Source organism: Streptomyces asiaticus (assembly GCF_018138715.1).
In the GTDB taxonomy this organism is placed as follows: Bacteria; Actinomycetota; Actinomycetes; order Streptomycetales; family Streptomycetaceae; genus Streptomyces; species Streptomyces asiaticus.
Map to the genome: position 1 here is coordinate 6441907 of NZ_JAGSHX010000006.1, position 17598 is coordinate 6459504.

The window sequence follows — 17598 nt, forward strand, 5'->3', positions numbered from 1 at the left end:
CGGTGGACCCGGGCATCTACGAACCCGAGGTCCACGCCTTCGGAGGACCCGCCGGTATGGACGCTGCCCACCGCCTGTTCCAGCACGACAGCCGCAACATCCTCGACTATCTGGCACGGTCGGAATCCGCCGCCGGAGCCGTACTCGGGCGGCGCGAGCTGGGAATCCTGCTGTTCAGCGTTCTCATGCGAGGCGCCAGGCTGGACTGGTACGAGCAGGGCGACGTGTGGGCCCGGGTCGCCGACGAACGACCGGCCAGGAGCGCGGCTCCTGCCTCCGAGCGGCTGAGGAAAGCCATACATCGGCTGATGACCGTCGACGTCGGGCCGACCAGCAGCCTCGTCAACGAGGGGCCACTGACTGCGCTCACCGACTGGGTCACATGGTTCGAGCGCACCGTGCAGCAACTCGTGGAACTGGACCGACGCGGAGTCCTGGAGCGTGGACTCCGCGCGGTCATAGCCCATCACGTGATCTTCCAATGGAACCGTCTGGGCCTGTCGGCCGCAGACCAGAGCACCTTGTCAACCCTGGCAAAAGAGATCGTCTTGGGAACGAGGGAAGGCGCCGCGTCGGCGCCGGAGACCAGCACCGACAGCACTACTTTCAACGAAGTGAGCACTCAGATGACCGATGACATCCGTACCGCCGAAAGCCTGCGTGAGGAGCTGGCAGACCGGCTCCGCCAACAGGGAACGGTGACAACTGGCTCGGTGGACGCGGCGGTACGGACCGTGCCCCGTGACATTTTCGTACGCCAGTTCAAGCCCGGTGCCTCCCTGGAAGAGTCGTACGCCGACCGGCCCGTCCACACAAAGTTCAACGACTCAGGCGAGTCCATCAGCGCGGTGTCCCAGCCGACGGTGAACGCGCTGATGCTCGAACTCATCGATGCCCGGAAGGGCCACAAGATCGAGGAAGCTGGCGCGGGCAGCGGCCTGTTCGCTTCCTACCTCGGGCATCTGGTTGGTCCCGAGGGCCACGTCGTCACGCTCGATGTCGACCAGGACCTCGTCGACGGGGCTCGCGCCGCTGTAGAGAAGGCCGGAGTGAGCAACGTGAGCGTCATCCTCGGCGATGGTGCGGTCGGCCACCCCGAGGGAGCCCCCTACGACCGGATCGTGGCGACCGTCGGCGCCCACGGCATCCCCCGGGCGTGGCTGGACCAGCTCGCCCCCGACGGCCGACTCGTCGTGCCGATGCGACTGCGCGGCAGCGTCTCGCGCGCCGTCGCCTTCGAGCGTGACGAAACCGGCCGCTGGCGAAGCGTCCGAAGCGAGATGTGCACGTTCATGCCGCTGCGAGCAGGAGTGGCCGATGACCCTCGCCGCATCGTCTCGCTTACCGACGACGACTCCGTCAAGCTCCAGTTCAGCGGGGAGCAGCAGGCGGACGAGGCGGCGCTGCACGGAGTGCTCGAACAGCCGGGTACCGAGGCATGGTCGGGGGTGACGTTCCGAGGGCAGGAGTCTCCGGAATTCATGTGGCTGTGGCTGGCCTGCGCGCTGGACAACGCCTTGAGCCGGATGGAAGTCGATCGCAAGTCCCCCGCTGCCGACAAGCTCAGCCCCATGTTCCGCCCCGTGGCGGTGGCAGAGCAGGGCGACCTCGCCTACCTGACCCTGCGCAAAGCTGACCTCGACCAGCAGGGCAACCAACTCTACGAGGCGGGCGCCGTCGGCCACGGGCCTGCGGGCAAGGAGCTTGCCGACCGTGTGGCCGAGGAGATGGCCATCTGGGACCGCGGCTTCCGGGGGCACGACGTGACATTTGAGATCCAGCCGCTCGCCGCCGCCCCGCTCCACTCGAGGCCTGGCCGCTTCGCCTTCGACAACCCGATCAACCGGATCGTCATCGAGTGGCAGTGAGGTGGACACCAGCCAGGTAGTTCGAAGGTTCCCTCTGGTCGCTCGCCCTCGCCCCGTATGTGCTCCCCTCGACGAACGGGTTCGGGAGATCGGCGCCCTCGCGCGGGAGGCTGAACACGAAGGGGGCCTGGCACTGGCCGCCGCGGCGTTCAACAAAGCCGCGCTGCTGGCCAGCGACTGCGGCCTGCCGGAACTGGCCCGGACTCTGTGCTGGCGACATTCCGAGGCGTACCTGCACACCCAGCCACTGGGTGCGCAGGTCGCCCGATATGGTCTTGAGCCCTTGGTCAACCTCGCCCGGTTACTGATCCGCTCCGGCGACGGCAAGGCCGCTTACGCCCTCCTCGACTCCATGTTCGAAGCGGTGAAGTCCCGCTCGGACACCGTTGTCGACGGACGAACGGTGGCCTTCGAGCACATCACCGGATCAGACGAAGACCGTCGTGAGCTGCACCAGTGGCTGTGGGCCGTATTGCTCGCCGACGGCACCCGCGCTCTGACCGGCGCGGGCCGGTGGACGGATGCGCTTGCCCAGCTCAAGCGCCACAAGGGAATCGGCAAGCGGATGTTCGACGGCCGCCAAGTCGCCGTGATCGCTGATCTCATGGAAGACAACGCATTCGGCGCCATGGCCCTCCTGGCAGACACCGTCCCCGGCGAGCCGTGGGAGAACGCCGTGACCGCTTGCCTGAAGGTGATGTCCCGACGGCAGGCCGGCTTGCCGGTCGATCGAGAAATCACCGAGATGCTGCACTGCTACCAGCAACTCGACCACACGCCGGAGTTAGCCGCCTTCCACACCCGATTGATGCTCTCTGTCATCGATGTCGCCGACGGTGTTGACGAGATGGTTGCTCATCGTGTCGCGGCGGACCTCATTGGCCCAACTACGGCGGCAGCAGATGGATACGCGGCCCGTGACGTGCTGGCCCACGTGGCGTGCTCTGCATTCCTGACGAGCTCCCAAGCCCAACAACTCGGCCACATCGTGGAAGCCTGCGCCCTTGGCCGAGGCCACATTCCGGCAGAAGCGCGAGCCGACTTGATGGCTGCACTCGACATCAGCGAAGGGGTGCTCAGGCAAATGTTGGCCGCAACATCTACTCCCTCCTAGGGACCTCGGTCGCGGTCGAACTCCCGCCGTCCGCCCGGCGGGCCGTGTCATCCGAGGCGAGTCCCACGGCGAGTTCGGCACTGTGCGGTGAATGGGAGAACCTCCAGTCCGTCAGGCGTGCCGATCCAGAGGACATCGAGCGCGCGGCTCTCGGCCGCCAGCTGGGCCTGCCGCGCACCCTACTGGCCCGGCCGCAGCCCGGAGGACGATTCCAGCCGCGCCCCGCCATCGGCGAGAGTGTGGCTATGGTCGAGCGCTGATCGACCGGAATCCCGGGCTTGGATTTCGGCGGTAACGATTCCTCGGCGGTGCCCCTTGGGGTGCCGCCGTTTTCGTATGCCTGGAATCGTCAATCCACGGTGACCGCCCTCGCCGTCACGGGGGCTACGTCGTATATGAGTTCATGTAGTACGAGCAGATGAAAAGTATGGAAGGGCAGCTAATCTCTGGGATGTCATCGGATTGGCCACTTGAGGTGATTTTGCCACCAATTGCACCTTACGTGGCCGGAGTCGAAGGGAAGCGACGACATGTCAGCTCGCCGAATGCTCACCGGTACGTTCCTGGGGCTGGGAGCCCTGGCCCTGGCCGCCACGGCGGTCGCCCCGGCGGCCAACGCCGCGCCCGTCCCCGTGACCGGCCTCAACTGCGATGGCGATACCTACAAGTGCACGGCCAACCTGCGGTTCGGCGACGGCAGGTGGGTCGCGCAGTGGAATGTGAACGTATTCCACCAGAGCGCGGCGAGCCATCAGCGGGCCGCCCGGTCGGCGGCCGCGCCGCGCGGCGCCGCGGCCCCGGTCCCGGTGACGACCCTCACTTGTGACGGGGACACCTACAAGTGCACCGCCGGACTGCAATTCGGTGACGGCAGGTGGGTCGCCCAGTGGAACGCCAATGTGTTCCACCAGGCCATGGCCAGCGCCGTGCCCGCCACGTCGGTGAAGACGGTCAAGGCTCCGCGGGAAGCCGCCGCCCCGGTGCCGGTGACGGCCCTGAACTGTGACGGGGACACCTACAAGTGCACGGCCAACCTGCGGTTCGGTGACGGCAGGTGGGTCGCGCAGTGGGACGCCAGCGTCTTCCACCAGAACTGACGCTCCACCGGCAGTAATCAAGGACAAGGGGGCCATTCAGGGACGAGGGACCCAGGGGCCAGGACCCAGGACGGGCGGGCCCGGTGCGGACAACGCGCCGGGCCCGTTCGGTTACCTGTCCTCGAACGCCACCGGGGCCTCGAAGGCCGCGCGGCGGGTGGCGCGGCGGAGGGCCTTGAGGATGGGGTTGCCGAGGGTGAGGGTGAGCACCATCGTGACCAGGGCGCGCGGCAGGTCCCAGCCCAGCGAGGTGGCCAGGCAGTACGCCACGAAGCGGGCGAGGTTCTCGCCGAGTGGGTCGCCGGGGACGTAGGAGATCCCCGAGGCCATGCCCTGCATCAGGGTCCAGCCCTGGAGGTTCATGACCGTTCCGTAGGCCACGGAGGCCACCGCCCCGTACCCCGCGAGCAGCAGCGACTCCGCCCGGCCGGGCGGCCGGGCGGCGCCGGGGAGCAGCCCCGCGCCCATGGCCACCCACCCCATCGCCAGCATCTGGAACGGCATCCACGGGCCCACCCCGCCCGTGAGCAGCGCGGACGCGAACATCGAGACGGCGCCGAGGACGAAGCCGAAACCGGGGCCCAGCACCCGTCCCGACAGCACCATCAGGAAGAACATCGGCTCGATCCCGGCCGTCCCCGCGCCCAGCGGCCGCAAGGCCGCCCCCGCCGCCGCCAGCACCCCGAGCATCGCGACGGCCTTGGCGTCCAGACCGGTGTCCGCGATGGTCGCCACGACCACGGCCAGCAGGAGCGGGAGCAGCGCGGCGAACAGCCAGGGCGCGTCGGCGGCGTGGGTGGTGATCCCGGAGTCGCCCGGTGCGAACAGCGGCCAGCCGAAGGCGACGACACCGATCGCGGAGACGAGCGCGAGCGCCGCCACCGAGCGCGGGCCGAGGCGTATGGCCTTCGTCCCGCCGCCGTGTTCCGGCTCCGTCCGGTGCGGCCCGTTTGGTGCTGTCCCGCTCGGTGCTGTCCCGCTCATGGCGCTTCTTCCAGAGCCAGTGCCTCGCGTACCTGCGGCACCGTCAGCCACGGCAGTGGGGCCAGCACCTTGGCCACCTGTGGGGCGAAGGCGGGGGAGGAGACCACCACCTCCGCCGTGGGGCCGTCCGCGACCACCTCGCCCTCGGCCAGGATGACGACGCGGTGGGCGAGTTCGGCGGCGAGTTCCACATCGTGGGTGGCCAGTACGGTCGCGTGGCCGTCCGCGGCCAGCCCGCGTACCACCTCCACCAGGCGCGCCTTCGCCGCGTAGTCGAGCCCGCGCGTGGGCTCGTCGAGCAGCAGCAGGGGCGGGCGGGCGGTGAGGATGACGGACAGGGCCAGCGCCAGCCGTTGCCCCTCCGACAGATCGCGCGGGTGGGCGGTGTCCGCCACCTCCGGCAGCAGCCGGCCGACCAGCTCACGGCAGGTGCCGGGCGCCGCGCCCGCGTCCTGGTCGGCCGCCGCGCATTCGGCGGCGACCGTGTCCGCGTAGAGCAGATCGCGCGGCTCCTGCGGTACGAGGCCCACTTGGCGCAGCAGTTGGGCGGGGCGGGTGCGGTGCGGTACGACCCGGTCCGGGCCGACCCGCACCGAGCCCGAGGCGGGTTCGTACAGCCCGACCAGGCTGGCCAGAAGCGTGGACTTGCCCGCGCCATTGCGCCCCATCAGCGCCACCGTCTCGCCCGGCCGCACCGTCAGGTCCACCCCGCGCAGCGCCGCCACCCGGCCGTGGCGTACGGACAGCCGCGCCACCTCGCCCACCGGCCCGCCCGGCGGCGGGTCGGCCACCGGCCGCGGGGCGAGCGGCGCCAGTCGCTCGCGCAGCGGTCCCGCCTTGCGCCGGGCGTCCCGCACGGACAGCGGCACCGGGGCCGGCCACCCCGCGAGGGCGCCCAGCGCCACCACGGGCGGCTGGACGGGCGACACCGGCAGCAGTTCGGCCGGTGCGCCGGTCAGCGGGGCGGCGCCGGGGGAGGGGAGCAGGATCATCTGGTCCGCGTACTGCGCCACGCGCTCGAGGCGGTGTTCGGCCATCAGGACCGTGGTGCCCAGGTCGTGCACCAGCCGCTGAAGCACGGCCAGCACCTCCTCGGCCGCGGCCGGGTCCAGCGCGGAGGTCGGCTCGTCGAGCACGAGGACGCGGGGGTGGGTGGTGAGCACCGAGCCGATCGCCACGCGCTGCCGCTGCCCGCCGGAGAGCGTGGCGATGGGACGGTCCCGCAACTCGGCGAGGCCCAGCAGGTCCAGCGTCTCCTCGACCCGGCGGCGCATGGTGTCCGGCGCGATGCCGAGCGACTCCATGCCGTACGCCAGCTCGTCCTCGACGGTGTCGGTGACGAAGTGCGCGAGCGGATCCTGGCCCACGGTGCCGACGACGTCGGCGAGTTCACGCGGCTTGTGGGTACGGGTGTCCCGGCCCGCGACGGTGACGCGGCCGCGCAGGGTGCCACCGGTGAAATGCGGTACGAGGCCGGAGACGGCGCCGAGGAGTGTCGACTTGCCGACCCCGGACGGGCCCACGAGCAGACACAGCTCGCCCTCGGGAACGGTCAGATCCACCCCCGCGAGGGCGGGCCGCGCCGCGCCGTCGTAGTGGACCGACACCTGCTCGAAGCGGATCACTGCGTGGCCTCCTCGGACCCCGCCCCGGCTCGCTCGTCCTCTCGCTCGCCGGGTGGGGTTTGTGCGGTGGGGTTGCTTGGGGGCGGCTCCGTGGCCGCGTCGTCGGGTTGCGGGTGCGGCTCGATGGCGGGCCGGGCGCCGGGGTACGGGGGTTCGGGGCGTCGCCGGTCCCGGGCGCGGGCCGGTTTGGTGGGGGCGTCTTCCGGCGGGGCCGGTTCGCGGCTCGTGGCTGGGGGTGGTACCGGTGCGGGCGCGGTGTCCGGGGGCGGCGCCGTGGCCGCGTCGCCGGGTTGCGGGTGCCGCTTGGCCGCGGGCCGGGTGTCGGGGCCGGGGGATTCCGGGCGCTGCCGGTCCCGGGCGTGGGCCGGTTCGGTGGGGGCCTTGTGCGGCGGGGCCGGTTCGCGGGCCGGAGCCCGTGTTGGTGCCGGGGCCGCGAGAGCCGGGAGCAGGCCCAGGAGCACCGCCGCCGCGGGCCACAGCGGCAGGGTCGGGGTGGTGAGCGGGACGACCGATGGCTGGAGGGCCTCGGGGGCGTAGGAGGCGGCCCGGATCATCAGGGCCGCGACCGCCGCCCCCGACCCCGCCACCAGCCACGCCCGTACGCCCCAGCGGTCCGGGCGGTAGCGGCTGCGCACCGAGCGGCGGCCGCCCAGCCACAGACCGCCGAGCGCGGCGGCGAGCCCGGCGAGCAGCAGCGGCAGACCGTAGCCCGCGCCCTCGGCCGCGAGCAGGCCGTACGTACCGCAGCAGACGCCGAGCAGCCCGCCCAGCGTCAGCGCGGTGGTGGTACGGGCGACGGCGGGCGGGACCTGGGCGGTGCGGCCGTACCCGCGCGCGTCCATCGCCGCCGCCAGGGCCACCGAGCGTTCCAACGCGCCCTCCAGCACCGGCAGTCCGACCTGGAGCAGCGCCTTCACGCCGCGGTCGGGGCGGCCGCGCAGCCTGCGGGCGGAGCGCAGCCGCTGCACGTCCGCCACCAGATGGGGCGCGAAGGTCATCGCCACCACGACCGCGACCCCGGCCTCGTAGAGCGCGCCGGGCAGCGACTTGAGCAGCCGCGCCGGGCTGGCGAGGGCGTTCGCGGCGCCGACGCAGATCAGCAGGGTGGCCAGCCGCAGCCCGTCGTACAGCGCGAACACCAGCCCCTCGGCCGACACCCGGCCGCCGATGCGCACTCCCTGCGCCCAGTGGGGCAGCGGGACCTCGGGGAGCGTGAAGAGCACCCGCGTCCCCGGGATCGGCGAGCCGAAGAAGACCGCGAAGAACAGCCGGATGGCCAGCACGACGAGACCGAGCGTGAGGAACGCCGTGTACGAGCGGGCCCATGGCGCGTCCGTGCGGCGTACGGCCACCACATAGCCCGCGACCGCGATCAGCAGCCCGAGCAGCAGCGGGTTGGTGGTCCGGGACGCGGCCGTGGCCAGCCCGAGCGCCCACAGCCACCAGGCCCCGGCGTGCAGGGCGCTTCCGCCGCGCGGGGCACTACCCGTTGGCCGGACGCGGAACCCGACGCCCCGGTGGCGCGGGGCGGTGGCCTCGGGCGTGGTGCGCGCTGCCATGGCGGTCTTCCGTGCGCTCATCCGCGACGGCGGCGCGCCTGCCAGACCGCCGCGGCGCCGAGCAGCACGACGGCGGCGAGCCCGCCGATCAGCCCGGCCGAGGGGCCCGAGCCGCCGTCGCCCGCCTTGCCGCCGTCACCCTTCGGGGCGGCGTGGGCGTCCACGGAGGTGCTCACCTTGTCCCCGCAGCCCGTCTCCGGGTAGCCGGAGATGGCGCAGAGCAGCGCGGCGGAGTTGTAGCGCAGCGGCTTCGCGACGGCGGCGAGCGCCTCCCCGGCGGACGCGTCCTCGCCGACCCGTGCGCACTCGGTACGGGGCGCGGGCGGCGTCCGGCGGTCGGGTGCGTCGGTGGCCGTGCCGAAGTCGATGACCACCGCGACGCGTTTGGTGCCGTCCGTGGCCGGGGTGTCGGCGCAGACGGCGGCGAAATCGGCCATGCCGCGCGGCCGGGTGGCGTCGTCGGAGTCCGCGCTGACCGCGAAGCGGAAGCCGATCATGTCGCCATCACCGGGCCGTGCCGAGGAGGGCCCCTGCGTGGCATAGCTCCAACTGCCGTCGTCCCCGCCCCGCTGCCAGAACGACCAGTAGCGGTACCCGTCCGCGGCCTGCGCGGGCGCCGCGCAGGCCATCGCGAGAAGGGCGACGACGGGCAGCACCGAGGCGACGGCGCACAGCAACAACCGGGCCGCACGGCCGCACCAGGCGAAACGCGCGCGGGTGCGCGGGACCGAAGCCGCCCCGGTGCGGACCGGTGCCACATCTGTGCGCGGGGTCAAAGCTGTCGCCTCTTCCGGCCGCTCAGCAGGAAGCCGATGCCCATGCCGGCGACCGCGCAGACGCCGACCGTCCACCAGACGCCGCCGACCCCGCCGCCGTCGTCCTTCTTCTCCTCGCTCTTGCCGTTCCCGTCCGACTCCGCGCCCGGGGCCGCCGCCTCGGGCTTCGGGCCGGTGGCGTTGAGCTGCTGGACGAGGTCGGCGCCGCCGAAGTCGCGGGGGTTGGCACCGGCCGCGTGGGCCGCGAGGATCAGTTTGGCGAGGGCGCCGGGGTCGCCCTTGGCCCAGGCCGCCGTGCCACTGTCCTTGCTCTGGAGCCACTGGAGGGGCTTGCCCGCGGCCGCGCTGTGCTCCCCGGCGGCGAGCGCCACCACCGCGTCGGCCGTGCCGCCGAGGTCGGGCTGGTCCTTGGCGCCGGGCATCGCGGACTTCAGGTGCATACCGGTGTCGGACATGACGCGGGTGAGGTGGGCCAGGGCGGCCTCGGCGGCGTCCTTCGGGGCGTCGGCCCCGTCCTTCCCCTTCTCGCAGCGCAGCGGCTTCGGCTCGGCGCCGCCGTCCTTGCCGACGGTCTCGAAGACGAAGCCCTTGCCCTGCGCGGCCAGCGCGGCGCTCGCGGTGGCCAGCTCATTGGCGACGGGCTTGCCCTTGGCCGCGGTGTACGCGAACGCCCCGCGCTCCTCGGCCTTCGCCGAGCAGTCCAGTTGCAGGCCGAGCAGTGCGTGGTACGGGGTCTTGCCGCCCTTGCCCGAGGCCCCCTTGCCCGCGGCCCTCTTGCCCGAGGCCGACGTCACCTTCGCCGGATCCTGGCCGGTGGCGGCGAAGGCGCCGATCGCCGCCGCGGTGGAGTTGGCGTCGCTCGGGCCGCCCGGGTTCATGCCCCAGCCGCCGTCCTCGTTCTGGTGGCGCTTCAGCCAGCCGATGCCCTTCTCCACGGTGCCGGAGCGGCCGCCCACCGCGGCCAGCGCCTGGACCGCCGCCGCCGTCGCGTCCGTGAACTCGCCCTTCTTCGGGTCGCACGCCTTGGACGTATCCGCGCGGTACGCCGCGAAGCCGCCGTCCGCGCACCCCTGTCCGGCCAGCCAGTCGATGGCCGACTTCGCCGGGGTGACGCCCACCGCGTCCTGGGCCAGCAGCGCCAGCGACTGCCGCCACACCCCGTCGAACTTCGGGTCCTTGGCGCCGTAGAGCCCCTCGGCACGCCCGGCCTGGCCGTCGTCGGCCACGGCGGCAGGCGCGGCGGCCGCGCCCAGTGCGGCGCAGAGGGAAAGAGCCGCCACGCTGCGGCGAATGTTCATGGCTGTGGTGCCTCTCGGTCGGTGGACGGGCGCACGCAGCCGCGCACGGCCGTCCAGCCGCGCCGCACGCGGAACGCTCCGCGGCACGCCTGGCACCCGGCTCAGCTCCGCATACCTCGACGGTGCCGCCACCGGTCGTCCGGCGGCGGGAGCCTGCGTCGTCGCGCCCGCCCGGGTGTTCCGGCTCGTACGCCCCACGGGGCGTGCTCACGGTTGCGGGTCAGCGCCGGAATCACACCGGCTTCCCCCGATCGGACGCGTATGAAGTTTACGGACAGCTTATCCGCCGACTTGTCGGGCGCCGTCAGCCGCCCACCGCTCACGGTCCCCGAAACGACCGTCGTCCCGGACGACCGCGAGACAGCGCGTCGTCGTGCCGTCCTCCTCCTCGATATCACGTCGGTGCGTGAAACCGAGCCGGGTGAGCAGGGTCAGCGACGCCTCGTTGGCCGCCATCACCGTGGCGTGCACCTCGCTCAGCCCGAGCGTGCCGAAGCCGTGGCCGACGATCGCCCCGGTCAGCTCGGTCCCCAGGCCGCGTCCCCACGCCTCCGGCGCCAGCGCGTAGACGATCTCGTGGCCGCCGACGACCTCGGTCGGCTTGAGCTCGGCGTGGCCGACGTACCGGCCGTCCTCGCGGACGGCCCATACGTCGAACAGCCGCCGGGCGTAGACCTTGGTGAAGATCCGCCCGAACAGCGCCCGGTCCTCGGCCTCCTGGGCGAGCCTCCCGTCCCCCAGCCAGCGGCACACCCGCCGGTCCTGGAACAGCGCCACGAAGGCGTCCTCGTCCTCGGGCCGGTACGGCTCGAGCAGCAGGCGCGCGGTGCGCAGCGTCGGGGTCATGCGCCGCGACGCTACGCGGCCGGGCACCACCCGGCAATCCGAGTCCTCAGGCCCGACAGCTTCCGCTATCCGCGGCGCCACCACTGGGCCAGGGACTTCCACCAGCGGCGCCGGGCCTCGTGCTCGGCGCCGGATTCGGGCTCCGGTCGCGGCTCCGTGGTGGTGGACGCGGTGGCCGGGGTCTCGCCGGAGCCTTCGTCCGGGGCGTCCGCGCGGGCGACCGTGGGCGTCCGGCCCACGGCACCCGAGATGGCCGCGGTCGCTGCCGCCGCCATCTCGGCCAGTGCCTCGTCGGACTTGGCGGCGGTCCGCGGGAAGCGCACCGGCAGCGCGGCCAGGGCCCGGTGGAAGGGGCCGGGTCGCCACTCCAACGTCTCGGCGGGAACGGCGAGTTCGAGATCGGGCAGGCGGTCGAGCAGCTTCTCGATGGCGACGGAGGCGATCAGCTGGGCCGGGTCCTTCGCGGGGCAGGTGTGCGGGCCCGCGCTCCACGCCAGATGGGCCCGGTTGCCGCGCCGGTTGGAGAGCAGGTACGGGTCATTGTTGGCGGCGGCCAGGCTGATGACGACGGGGTCGCCCTTGGGCAGCCGGATTCCGTCGACCGTGACGTCGTGGCGCGGGTAGTGGACGCAGAAGTTGGCCAGCGGCGGGTCCTTCCACAGGACCTCGTTGAGCGCGTCCTCGATCAGCATGGTGCCGCCCGCGAGATCGCCCCGGAACCGTTCGTCGGACAGCAGGAGCAACAGCCCGTTGCAGATCAGGTTCTGCTGGGGCTGGGTGCCCGCGCCGACGAGGACGACGATCTGGTGGATCAGCTCCTCGTCGGTGAGCTCGGCGGGGTGGGCGATCAGCCAGGACGTCATGTCCGGGCCCGGATTCTCCCGCTTGAGGGCGATGAGCTGGAAGAGGGTCTCCGCGAGGAGCGCGTTGGCCTGCTCGGAGTCCTCGGTGACGTCGAAGAGCGCCGAGAGCGCCCGGACCAGCTTGTCGCTGAGCTCGGGCGGGCAGCCGAAGAGCTGGTTGAAGACGAGCAGGGGGAGCCGGGCGGAGTACTCCTTGAGCAGATCGGCCTCGCCCCTGGGGCCGAAGAGGTCGATCAGGAAGTCGGCGCTCCGCTCCACGTAGCGGCGCAGCGCGTGGATGTCCAGGCGGTCGAGGGTGTCGGAGATCGCCGCGCGCAGCCGGTGATGCTCCTCGCCGTCGCTGCACAGCGCGTTCGGCCGGTACATCATCATCGGCACCACGGGGTTGTCCATGGGGATGGTGCCATCGGTGAGCGCCTGCCAGTGGCGCGCGTCCTTGGAGAACGTCTCGGGGCCGCGCAGGATGTCCAGCGCGGTCTGATAGCTGGTGACGAGCGAGACGGGGACGCCGGGCGCCAGCTCCACGGGCGCGATCCGCCCGTGTGCCCGCAGCCGGGCGTAGGTGGCGGACGGGTCGGCGGCGAACTCGGGGCCGTGCAGCGACTCGAGCCCTGCCCCGGTCGGGGCCTGACCGGAGTGTGCGGGGCAGCCCGGGGGCGGCGTCGGGTCGGCCGTCGGACCTGGAGTCGGGTCGGAATCACGGGTGGGGCTCGTCACGCATGCTCCTGCTGATACGGCTGTCACGGGGGGTGTGCGCGGGTGTGCGCCAGGCCGGTAAGGCTAGCTTCCGGTTTGTCGGACCGGCACCCCATGCGTCACTCAAATCGCTTGGTACATCACCGGATTGCTACCCGGCACCGCTTCCGCCCTGCCCAGCTTCACCAGCCGGCGCACGTGCGCCTCCGCCTCCGAGACCGCGATATTGCGGGAGCCGAAGGGGATCTGCTCCCACGGGCGGTTCCACTCCATGGCCTCGGCGAGCCGCCACGGGGTGAGCGGAGTGGTGAGCAGCGCCAGCAGCCCGGACAGCCGCTCCTCATGGTGGTCCAGCAGCGCGCGCACCCGCGCCGGGGCGTCGGTGAAGGCGTACTGATGGGCGGGGAGCACCTCGGCCGGGGCGAGGGCGGCGACGCGTTCGAGGGAGTCGAGGTAGTCGCCGAGGGGGTCGGTGACGGTCATGTCGTCGGGGTCCTCGTAGAGCCCGATATGGGGGGTGATCTCGGGCAGCAGATGGTCACCGGAGAACAGACGGCCATGGCCGGGCAGGCCCTCCCCGGCCGCCGGATGGGCCTCTTCGAGGTGGAGGCAGACATGGCCGGGGGTGTGGCCGGGGGTCCAGATGGCTCGCAGCCGGCGGCCCGCCAGATCGAGGAGTTCACCGGGGACGATCTCGCGGTCGGGGAGCGCGGCCCGCTGCCCCGGGAGGTTCGTACGGCCGGACGCGCGGGTGGCGCGCAGCGGGGCCAGATGCTCCTCGGGCGCCCCGGCCGCGGCGAGCTTCTCCTCCAGATAGTCCAGCCAGCGGGAGGGCTCGGCCTCCCGGGTGCGCCGGACGACCTGGGCGTCGGCGGTGTGCATGGCGATCCACGCCCCGGACGCCTCCCGCACCTGGCCGGACAGCCCGTGGTGGTCGGGATGGTGATGGGTGACGAGGACGCCGTGGACGTCGGAGACGGAGGCGCCGCACGCGGCGAGCCCGGCGGTGAGGGTGTCCCAGGCCGTGGGGTCGTCCCAGCCGGTGTCGATCAGGACCGGGCCGCGATCGGTGTCGAGGAGGTGGACCAGGGTGTGCCCGAGCGGGTTGTCGGGGATCGGGACCGGGATGCTCCACACTCCACCGCCATGGTCGGTCACCCGCGTCACCTGCGCCATCGGCTCCCCCTCTCCTCGACACAAGCATTGCCCACTATAGCGAGAACTGGTATCAGTTCTGATGCAGCGTCAGATATTGGCCGCCTCCCATGGCGGTCCCGGCCCCCGGGCGGGCCCACCGCACATACCCGTACCCCCTCAGCCAGACCCACCCCCTCAGTCATCGGCCGGAAGGCATCAGCGATGAACGACCTCATCGAGCACGGGCAGCTCTTCATCGGCGGCGCGCTGGCCGATCCGGCGGGCGAGGACACCATCGAGGTCGTCTCGCCGCACACCGAGCAGATCATCGGCCGGGTGCCGCACGCCTCCCGCGCCGATGTGGACCGGGCGGTCGCGGCGGCGCGGACGGCGTTCGACGAGGGCCCCTGGGCCCGGACGAGCCTGGACGAGCGGATCGCGGTGGTCACCCGGATCAAGGACGCCATCGCCGTACGCCATGAGGAGATCGCCCGGGTCATCAGCGCGCAGAACGGCTCCCCGTACTCCTGGAGCGTCCTCGCCCAGGCGCTCGGCGCGATGATGGTGTGGGACGCGGCCATCACCGTGGCCCGCGACTTCGTCTTCGAGGAGCGGCGGGCCGGGGTGCTCGGCCCGCTGCTGGTGCGGCGGGAGCCGGTCGGAGTGGTCGCGGCCGTGGTGCCGTGGAACGTACCGCAGTTCGTGGCGGCCGCGAAGCTGGCGCCCGCGCTGCTCGCGGGGTGCTCGGTGATCCTCAAGCCGTCCCCCGAGACACCGCTGGACTCCTACATCCTGGCGGAGATCGCGGCCGAGGCGGGGCTGCCCGAGGGGGTGCTGTCGATCCTTCCGGCCGACCGCGAGGTCAGCGAGTACCTGGTCGGCCACCCGGGCGTGGACAAGGTGTCGTTCACCGGCTCGGTCGCGGCCGGCAAGCGGGTGATGGAGGTGGCCTCGCGCCGGCTGACCCGGGTCACGCTGGAGCTGGGCGGCAAGTCGGCCGCGGTGATCCTGCCGGACGCGGACCTGGAGGCGGCCGTCGCCGGGATCGTGCCCAACGCCTGGATGAACAACGGTCAGGCGTGTGTGGCCCAGACCCGGATCCTCGCGCCGCGCGCCCGCTACGACGAGATCGCCGAGCGGTTCGCGGCCGCCGCCTCCGCCCTGGTCGTCGGCGACCCGCTGGATCCGGCCACTCAGGTCGGGCCGCTGGTGGCGCGGCGGCAGCAGCAGCGGTCGCTGGACTACATCGCGCTGGGGCAGCGGGAGGGCGCCAAGGTGCTGACCGGCGGCGGCCGTCCGGAGGCCCAGCGGACCGGCTGGTACGTGGAGCCCACGCTCTTCGGCGATGTCGGCAACGACATGCGGATCGCCCGTGAGGAGATCTTCGGCCCGGTGATCTGTCTGCTGCCGTACGGGGACGAGGAGGAGGCGGCCCGGATCGCCAATGACTCCGAGTACGGGCTGTCCGGCTCCGTCTGGACGGCGGACGTCGGGCACGGCATCGACTTCGCACGGCGCGTCCGCACCGGCACCTACTCGGTCAACACCTTCAGCCTCGACATGCTCGGGCCGTTCGGCGGCTACAAGAACTCCGGTCTGGGCAGGGAGTTCGGCCCGGAGGGGTTCTCCGCGTATCTGGAGCACAAGATGATCCACCTGCCCCAGGGCTGGGACGGGGAGCCGAGCTGATGGGGGACCGCTGGCGGATCGAGGTGGACCGCGGCGTGTGCATCGGCTCGGGGATGTGCGTGAGCACCGCCCCCGGCGGCTTCCGGCTCGACGGGGCGCGGCAGTCGCATCCGGTCGAGACGGAGGCCGACGCTTCCGAGGCGGTGCTCGCGGCGGCCGAGGGCTGCCCGGTCGAGGCGATCGTCATCCGGCTGTCGGAAACCGGTGAGCAGGTCTTTCCCCCCGACGAGTAGCTCTCCTGGCCGCCGCCGCCCGCCGGGTCAGCGGCCCTCGTACCGCGATATCAGACCCAGCCCTCGCACTGCGATATCCGTATGGCGTCCACGCGGTTGCGCGCCCCGGTCTTCCGGGTGATCGCGGCCAGGTAGTTGCGGATCGTCCCGGTGGACAGGTGCAGCGTACGGGCGATCTCCGGTATGGAGGCGCCGTCGGCGGCCAGCGACAGCACGCCCAACTCCCGCTCGGTCAGCGGGATCTTGGCCGCCTGGAGGAAGCCGTAGCCGAGCGCGTCGTCCACGTACCGCTCCTTCTTCGCCACCTGCCGTATGGCCTCGACCAGCCGTTGCGGCGGTGCGTCCTTGTCCACGTAGCCGAGCGCCCGGGCCTCATGCGCGCGGCGCAGTGGGCCCGGCCGCTCCGAGTTGACCAGCACCAGCAGTCCGCAGTCCCCGCCCTCCCGAGAGGCGGCGGCCACGAACTTCCCCCACTCGCCCTTCCGTGCCGCCTTGTCGGCCGCCGGGCTGTCCGTGTCCACCACGCACACCTGCGGCTGCAAGGAACGGGCTCTGCTACGCGCGTCGCGCCAGGAGCACGCTGCCGCCTCGATGTCTGGTTCGGCCCCTATCACGGATGCCAGGGCTGATCGCAGCAATCCTGACTCGTGTACCAGAAGTAACCGGATCACGAACTTCTCCACCCCCCACGATGCGTTTCTCTCGTCGCGCGCCGTTGTCGCTCTGTCGCGCGCCGTTCATGAATACCGGGATTGGGCAGGGGCTGAACGCGGAATTTGAGCCAATGGGGGGCGCGAGGGCGCATAAACCCCGTCCAGAAGCTCGAAGGGGCGCAGGAATTGGCGCGCGCGCCCCTGTTGGTGTGCCGTCCGTCCGGCTATCGGGCCGGGGTCCGTCCGGCTATCGGGCCGGGGTCGGGGCGGTGAGGTCGATCAGCCGGCAGACGGTCTCGATGTCGATCTTCACCTGAGCGATCGAGGCACGCCCGGAGAGCCAGGTGATCAGCGCCGAATGCCAGGTGTGCTCGATGACGCGGACCGCCGAGAGCTGCTCGGCCGTCGGAGCCTCGTCCAGGCCCATCGCGTCGAGGATGATCGCGGTGGTGAGCCGGGAGACCGTGTCCACCTCCGGGCTGACCGACCGGTCGGCGAAGGTGAGCGCGCGCACCATCGCGTCGGCCAGATGGGGTTCGCGCTGGAGCGCGCGGAAGGCGCGCATCAGCGTCTGGGCGACCCGGGCGGCCGGTTCCTCCTCGGTCGGCGGCCGCTTGCGCAGCGTCTCGTGCATGTGCTGGAGCTGATCCTGCATCGTGGCGACCAGCAGATGGACCTTGGAGGGGAAGTAGCGGTAGAGGGTGCCGAGCGCCACCCCGGAGTTCTCCGCGACCTCGCGCATCTGGACCGCGTCGAAGCCGCCTCGGCTGGCCAGCCGGGCGCTGGCGTGCAGGATGCGCCGGCGGCGCGCCTCCTGCCGCTCGGTCAGCTGGAGGGCGGCCGGCTTGACTTCTGCGGTCATTTGTCCCACTTCGAATGTGTTGCGTCTGCGGGTCGGCGACAAGCGGACATCGTGCATGATGGCAGGACCGTCCCGGGCCTGCGAGTCACTGGAACTCGTTCTAGGCTAGCGCGGGTCCTTCGTGAAGCGCCCGTGTCCGCGCAGTTGGGGCAGGTTGCTGCCGCGCGGCGCCGGCGGTCGCGCCGGCGGGGGTTGCACCCGGTGCGCACCCCGGCCGTCAACTTCTCCTCAGGTCCCGGCTACCGAGTGGTAGGGATCACCTGCCCCGGCCCTGGAGCGGTCGCCGGGGGCAGGTATC

At 72.1% G+C, this 17598-nt stretch carries 14 protein-coding genes, 1 pseudogene and 1 riboswitch; of the genes and pseudogenes, 5 read left to right on the plus strand and 10 right to left on the minus strand.

Annotated features, from left to right (window positions below; genetic code table 11):
* Positions 1 to 2: 2 nt before the first annotated feature.
* The 3 genes from fxlM (at position 3) to KHP12_RS35255 (ending at position 4079) form a co-directional block, all read left to right on the plus strand.
* The gene (gene fxlM, locus KHP12_RS51555) at positions 3 to 1868 is read left to right on the plus strand and encodes a methyltransferase, FxLD system (protein WP_344338999.1); all 1866 of its coding nucleotides are present in this window, start codon (positions 3 to 5) and stop codon (positions 1866 to 1868) included.
* Position 1869: 1 nt separating this feature from the next.
* The gene (locus KHP12_RS35250; protein ID WP_211834072.1) at positions 1870 to 2982 is read left to right on the plus strand and encodes a hypothetical protein; all 1113 of its coding nucleotides are present in this window, start codon (positions 1870 to 1872) and stop codon (positions 2980 to 2982) included.
* A 530-nt stretch (positions 2983 to 3512) separates the two neighbouring features.
* Positions 3513 to 4079 carry a hypothetical protein gene (locus KHP12_RS35255; RefSeq protein ID WP_244202664.1) on the plus strand — a complete coding sequence of 189 codons (567 nt, stop codon included), beginning with the start codon at positions 3513 to 3515 and terminating at the stop codon, positions 4077 to 4079.
* Positions 4080 to 4190: 111 nt separating this feature from the next.
* Here KHP12_RS35255 and KHP12_RS35260 read toward each other — a convergent pair whose 3' ends face one another.
* The 8 genes and pseudogenes from KHP12_RS35260 to KHP12_RS35295 all read right to left on the minus strand — a co-directional run bounded on the left by KHP12_RS35260 (position 4191) and on the right by KHP12_RS35295 (position 13902).
* Positions 4191 to 5063: an ECF transporter S component gene (locus tag KHP12_RS35260; protein WP_244202663.1), complete on the minus strand. Its 873-nt coding sequence runs from the start codon at positions 5061 to 5063 to the stop codon at positions 4191 to 4193.
* Positions 5060 to 6688 (minus strand): ABC transporter ATP-binding protein, encoded by a 1629-nt coding sequence (locus KHP12_RS35265; protein WP_210609220.1) that lies wholly within the window; start codon positions 6686 to 6688, stop codon positions 5060 to 5062. Before KHP12_RS35265 ends, KHP12_RS35260 begins: the two co-directional genes overlap by 4 nt.
* A 413-nt stretch (positions 6689 to 7101) precedes the next feature.
* A pseudogene (locus KHP12_RS35270) lies at positions 7102 to 8268 on the minus strand (energy-coupling factor transporter transmembrane component T); the annotation flags it as partial.
* Positions 8265 to 8876: an SCO2322 family protein gene (locus tag KHP12_RS35275; RefSeq protein WP_086883611.1), complete on the minus strand. Its 612-nt coding sequence runs from the start codon at positions 8874 to 8876 to the stop codon at positions 8265 to 8267. The gene KHP12_RS35275 and the pseudogene KHP12_RS35270, both read right to left, overlap by 4 nt.
* A 143-nt stretch (positions 8877 to 9019) precedes the next feature.
* Positions 9020 to 10321, minus strand: coding sequence for an SCO2321 family membrane protein (locus KHP12_RS35280; RefSeq protein ID WP_086883610.1), 1302 nt, complete (start codon positions 10319 to 10321; stop codon positions 9020 to 9022).
* 173 nt (positions 10322 to 10494) lie between these two features.
* Positions 10495 to 10569: riboswitch (cobalamin riboswitch) on the minus strand.
* Positions 10570 to 10600: 31 nt separating this feature from the next.
* On the minus strand, positions 10601 to 11167 hold the full coding sequence (locus KHP12_RS35285; RefSeq protein WP_086883609.1) for a GNAT family N-acetyltransferase: 567 nt from the start codon (positions 11165 to 11167) through the stop codon (positions 10601 to 10603).
* A 65-nt stretch (positions 11168 to 11232) separates the two neighbouring features.
* Complete coding sequence (locus KHP12_RS35290; protein WP_086883608.1) at positions 11233 to 12747, minus strand: cytochrome P450; 1515 nt, start codon at positions 12745 to 12747, stop codon at positions 11233 to 11235.
* Positions 12748 to 12849: 102 nt separating this feature from the next.
* Positions 12850 to 13902: a Strvi_7410 family MBL fold metallo-hydrolase gene (locus KHP12_RS35295; RefSeq protein ID WP_086883607.1), complete on the minus strand. Its 1053-nt coding sequence runs from the start codon at positions 13900 to 13902 to the stop codon at positions 12850 to 12852.
* Between the two features lie 183 nt (positions 13903 to 14085).
* Between KHP12_RS35295 and KHP12_RS35300 the strand changes: the two genes are divergently transcribed.
* Together KHP12_RS35300 and KHP12_RS35305 are read left to right on the plus strand one after the other, a co-directional pair.
* On the plus strand, positions 14086 to 15552 hold the full coding sequence (locus tag KHP12_RS35300; protein ID WP_211834074.1) for an aldehyde dehydrogenase: 1467 nt from the start codon (positions 14086 to 14088) through the stop codon (positions 15550 to 15552).
* Positions 15552 to 15785 (plus strand): ferredoxin, encoded by a 234-nt coding sequence (locus KHP12_RS35305; protein ID WP_086883605.1) that lies wholly within the window; start codon positions 15552 to 15554, stop codon positions 15783 to 15785. The genes KHP12_RS35300 and KHP12_RS35305 overlap by 1 nt, the downstream gene beginning before the upstream one ends.
* A 50-nt stretch (positions 15786 to 15835) precedes the next feature.
* On the opposite strand, the gene KHP12_RS35310 is transcribed toward KHP12_RS35305, so the two are convergent.
* Positions 15836 to 16456: a response regulator transcription factor gene (locus tag KHP12_RS35310; protein ID WP_182470612.1), complete on the minus strand. Its 621-nt coding sequence runs from the start codon at positions 16454 to 16456 to the stop codon at positions 15836 to 15838.
* A gap of 229 nt (positions 16457 to 16685) precedes the next feature.
* Entirely contained in the window at positions 16686 to 17300 is a 615-nt protein-coding gene (locus tag KHP12_RS35315) for a TetR family transcriptional regulator (protein WP_044576156.1), read from the minus strand.
* Positions 17301 to 17598 lie beyond the last annotated feature (298 nt).

Excerpts from the sequence above, each read along its gene's own strand:
- KHP12_RS35305 (WP_086883605.1), top strand. The coding sequence starts at position 15,552 with ATGGGGGACCGCTGGCGGATCGAGGTGGACCGCGGCGTGTGCATCGGC.
- KHP12_RS35300 (WP_211834074.1), top strand. The coding sequence starts at position 14,086 with ATGAACGACCTCATCGAGCACGGGCAGCTCTTCATCGGCGGCGCGCTG.
- KHP12_RS35285 (WP_086883609.1), bottom strand. The coding sequence starts at position 11,167 with ATGACCCCGACGCTGCGCACCGCGCGCCTGCTGCTCGAGCCGTACCGG.
- KHP12_RS35315 (WP_044576156.1), bottom strand. The coding sequence starts at position 17,300 with ATGACCGCAGAAGTCAAGCCGGCCGCCCTCCAGCTGACCGAGCGGCAG.
- KHP12_RS35255 (WP_244202664.1), top strand. The coding sequence starts at position 3,513 with ATGTCAGCTCGCCGAATGCTCACCGGTACGTTCCTGGGGCTGGGAGCC.
- KHP12_RS35295 (WP_086883607.1), bottom strand. The coding sequence starts at position 13,902 with ATGGCGCAGGTGACGCGGGTGACCGACCATGGCGGTGGAGTGTGGAGC.
- KHP12_RS35260 (WP_244202663.1), bottom strand. The coding sequence starts at position 5,063 with ATGAGCGGGACAGCACCGAGCGGGACAGCACCAAACGGGCCGCACCGG.
- KHP12_RS35275 (WP_086883611.1), bottom strand. The coding sequence starts at position 8,876 with ATGGCCTGCGCGGCGCCCGCGCAGGCCGCGGACGGGTACCGCTACTGG.
- KHP12_RS35280 (WP_086883610.1), bottom strand. The coding sequence starts at position 10,321 with ATGAACATTCGCCGCAGCGTGGCGGCTCTTTCCCTCTGCGCCGCACTG.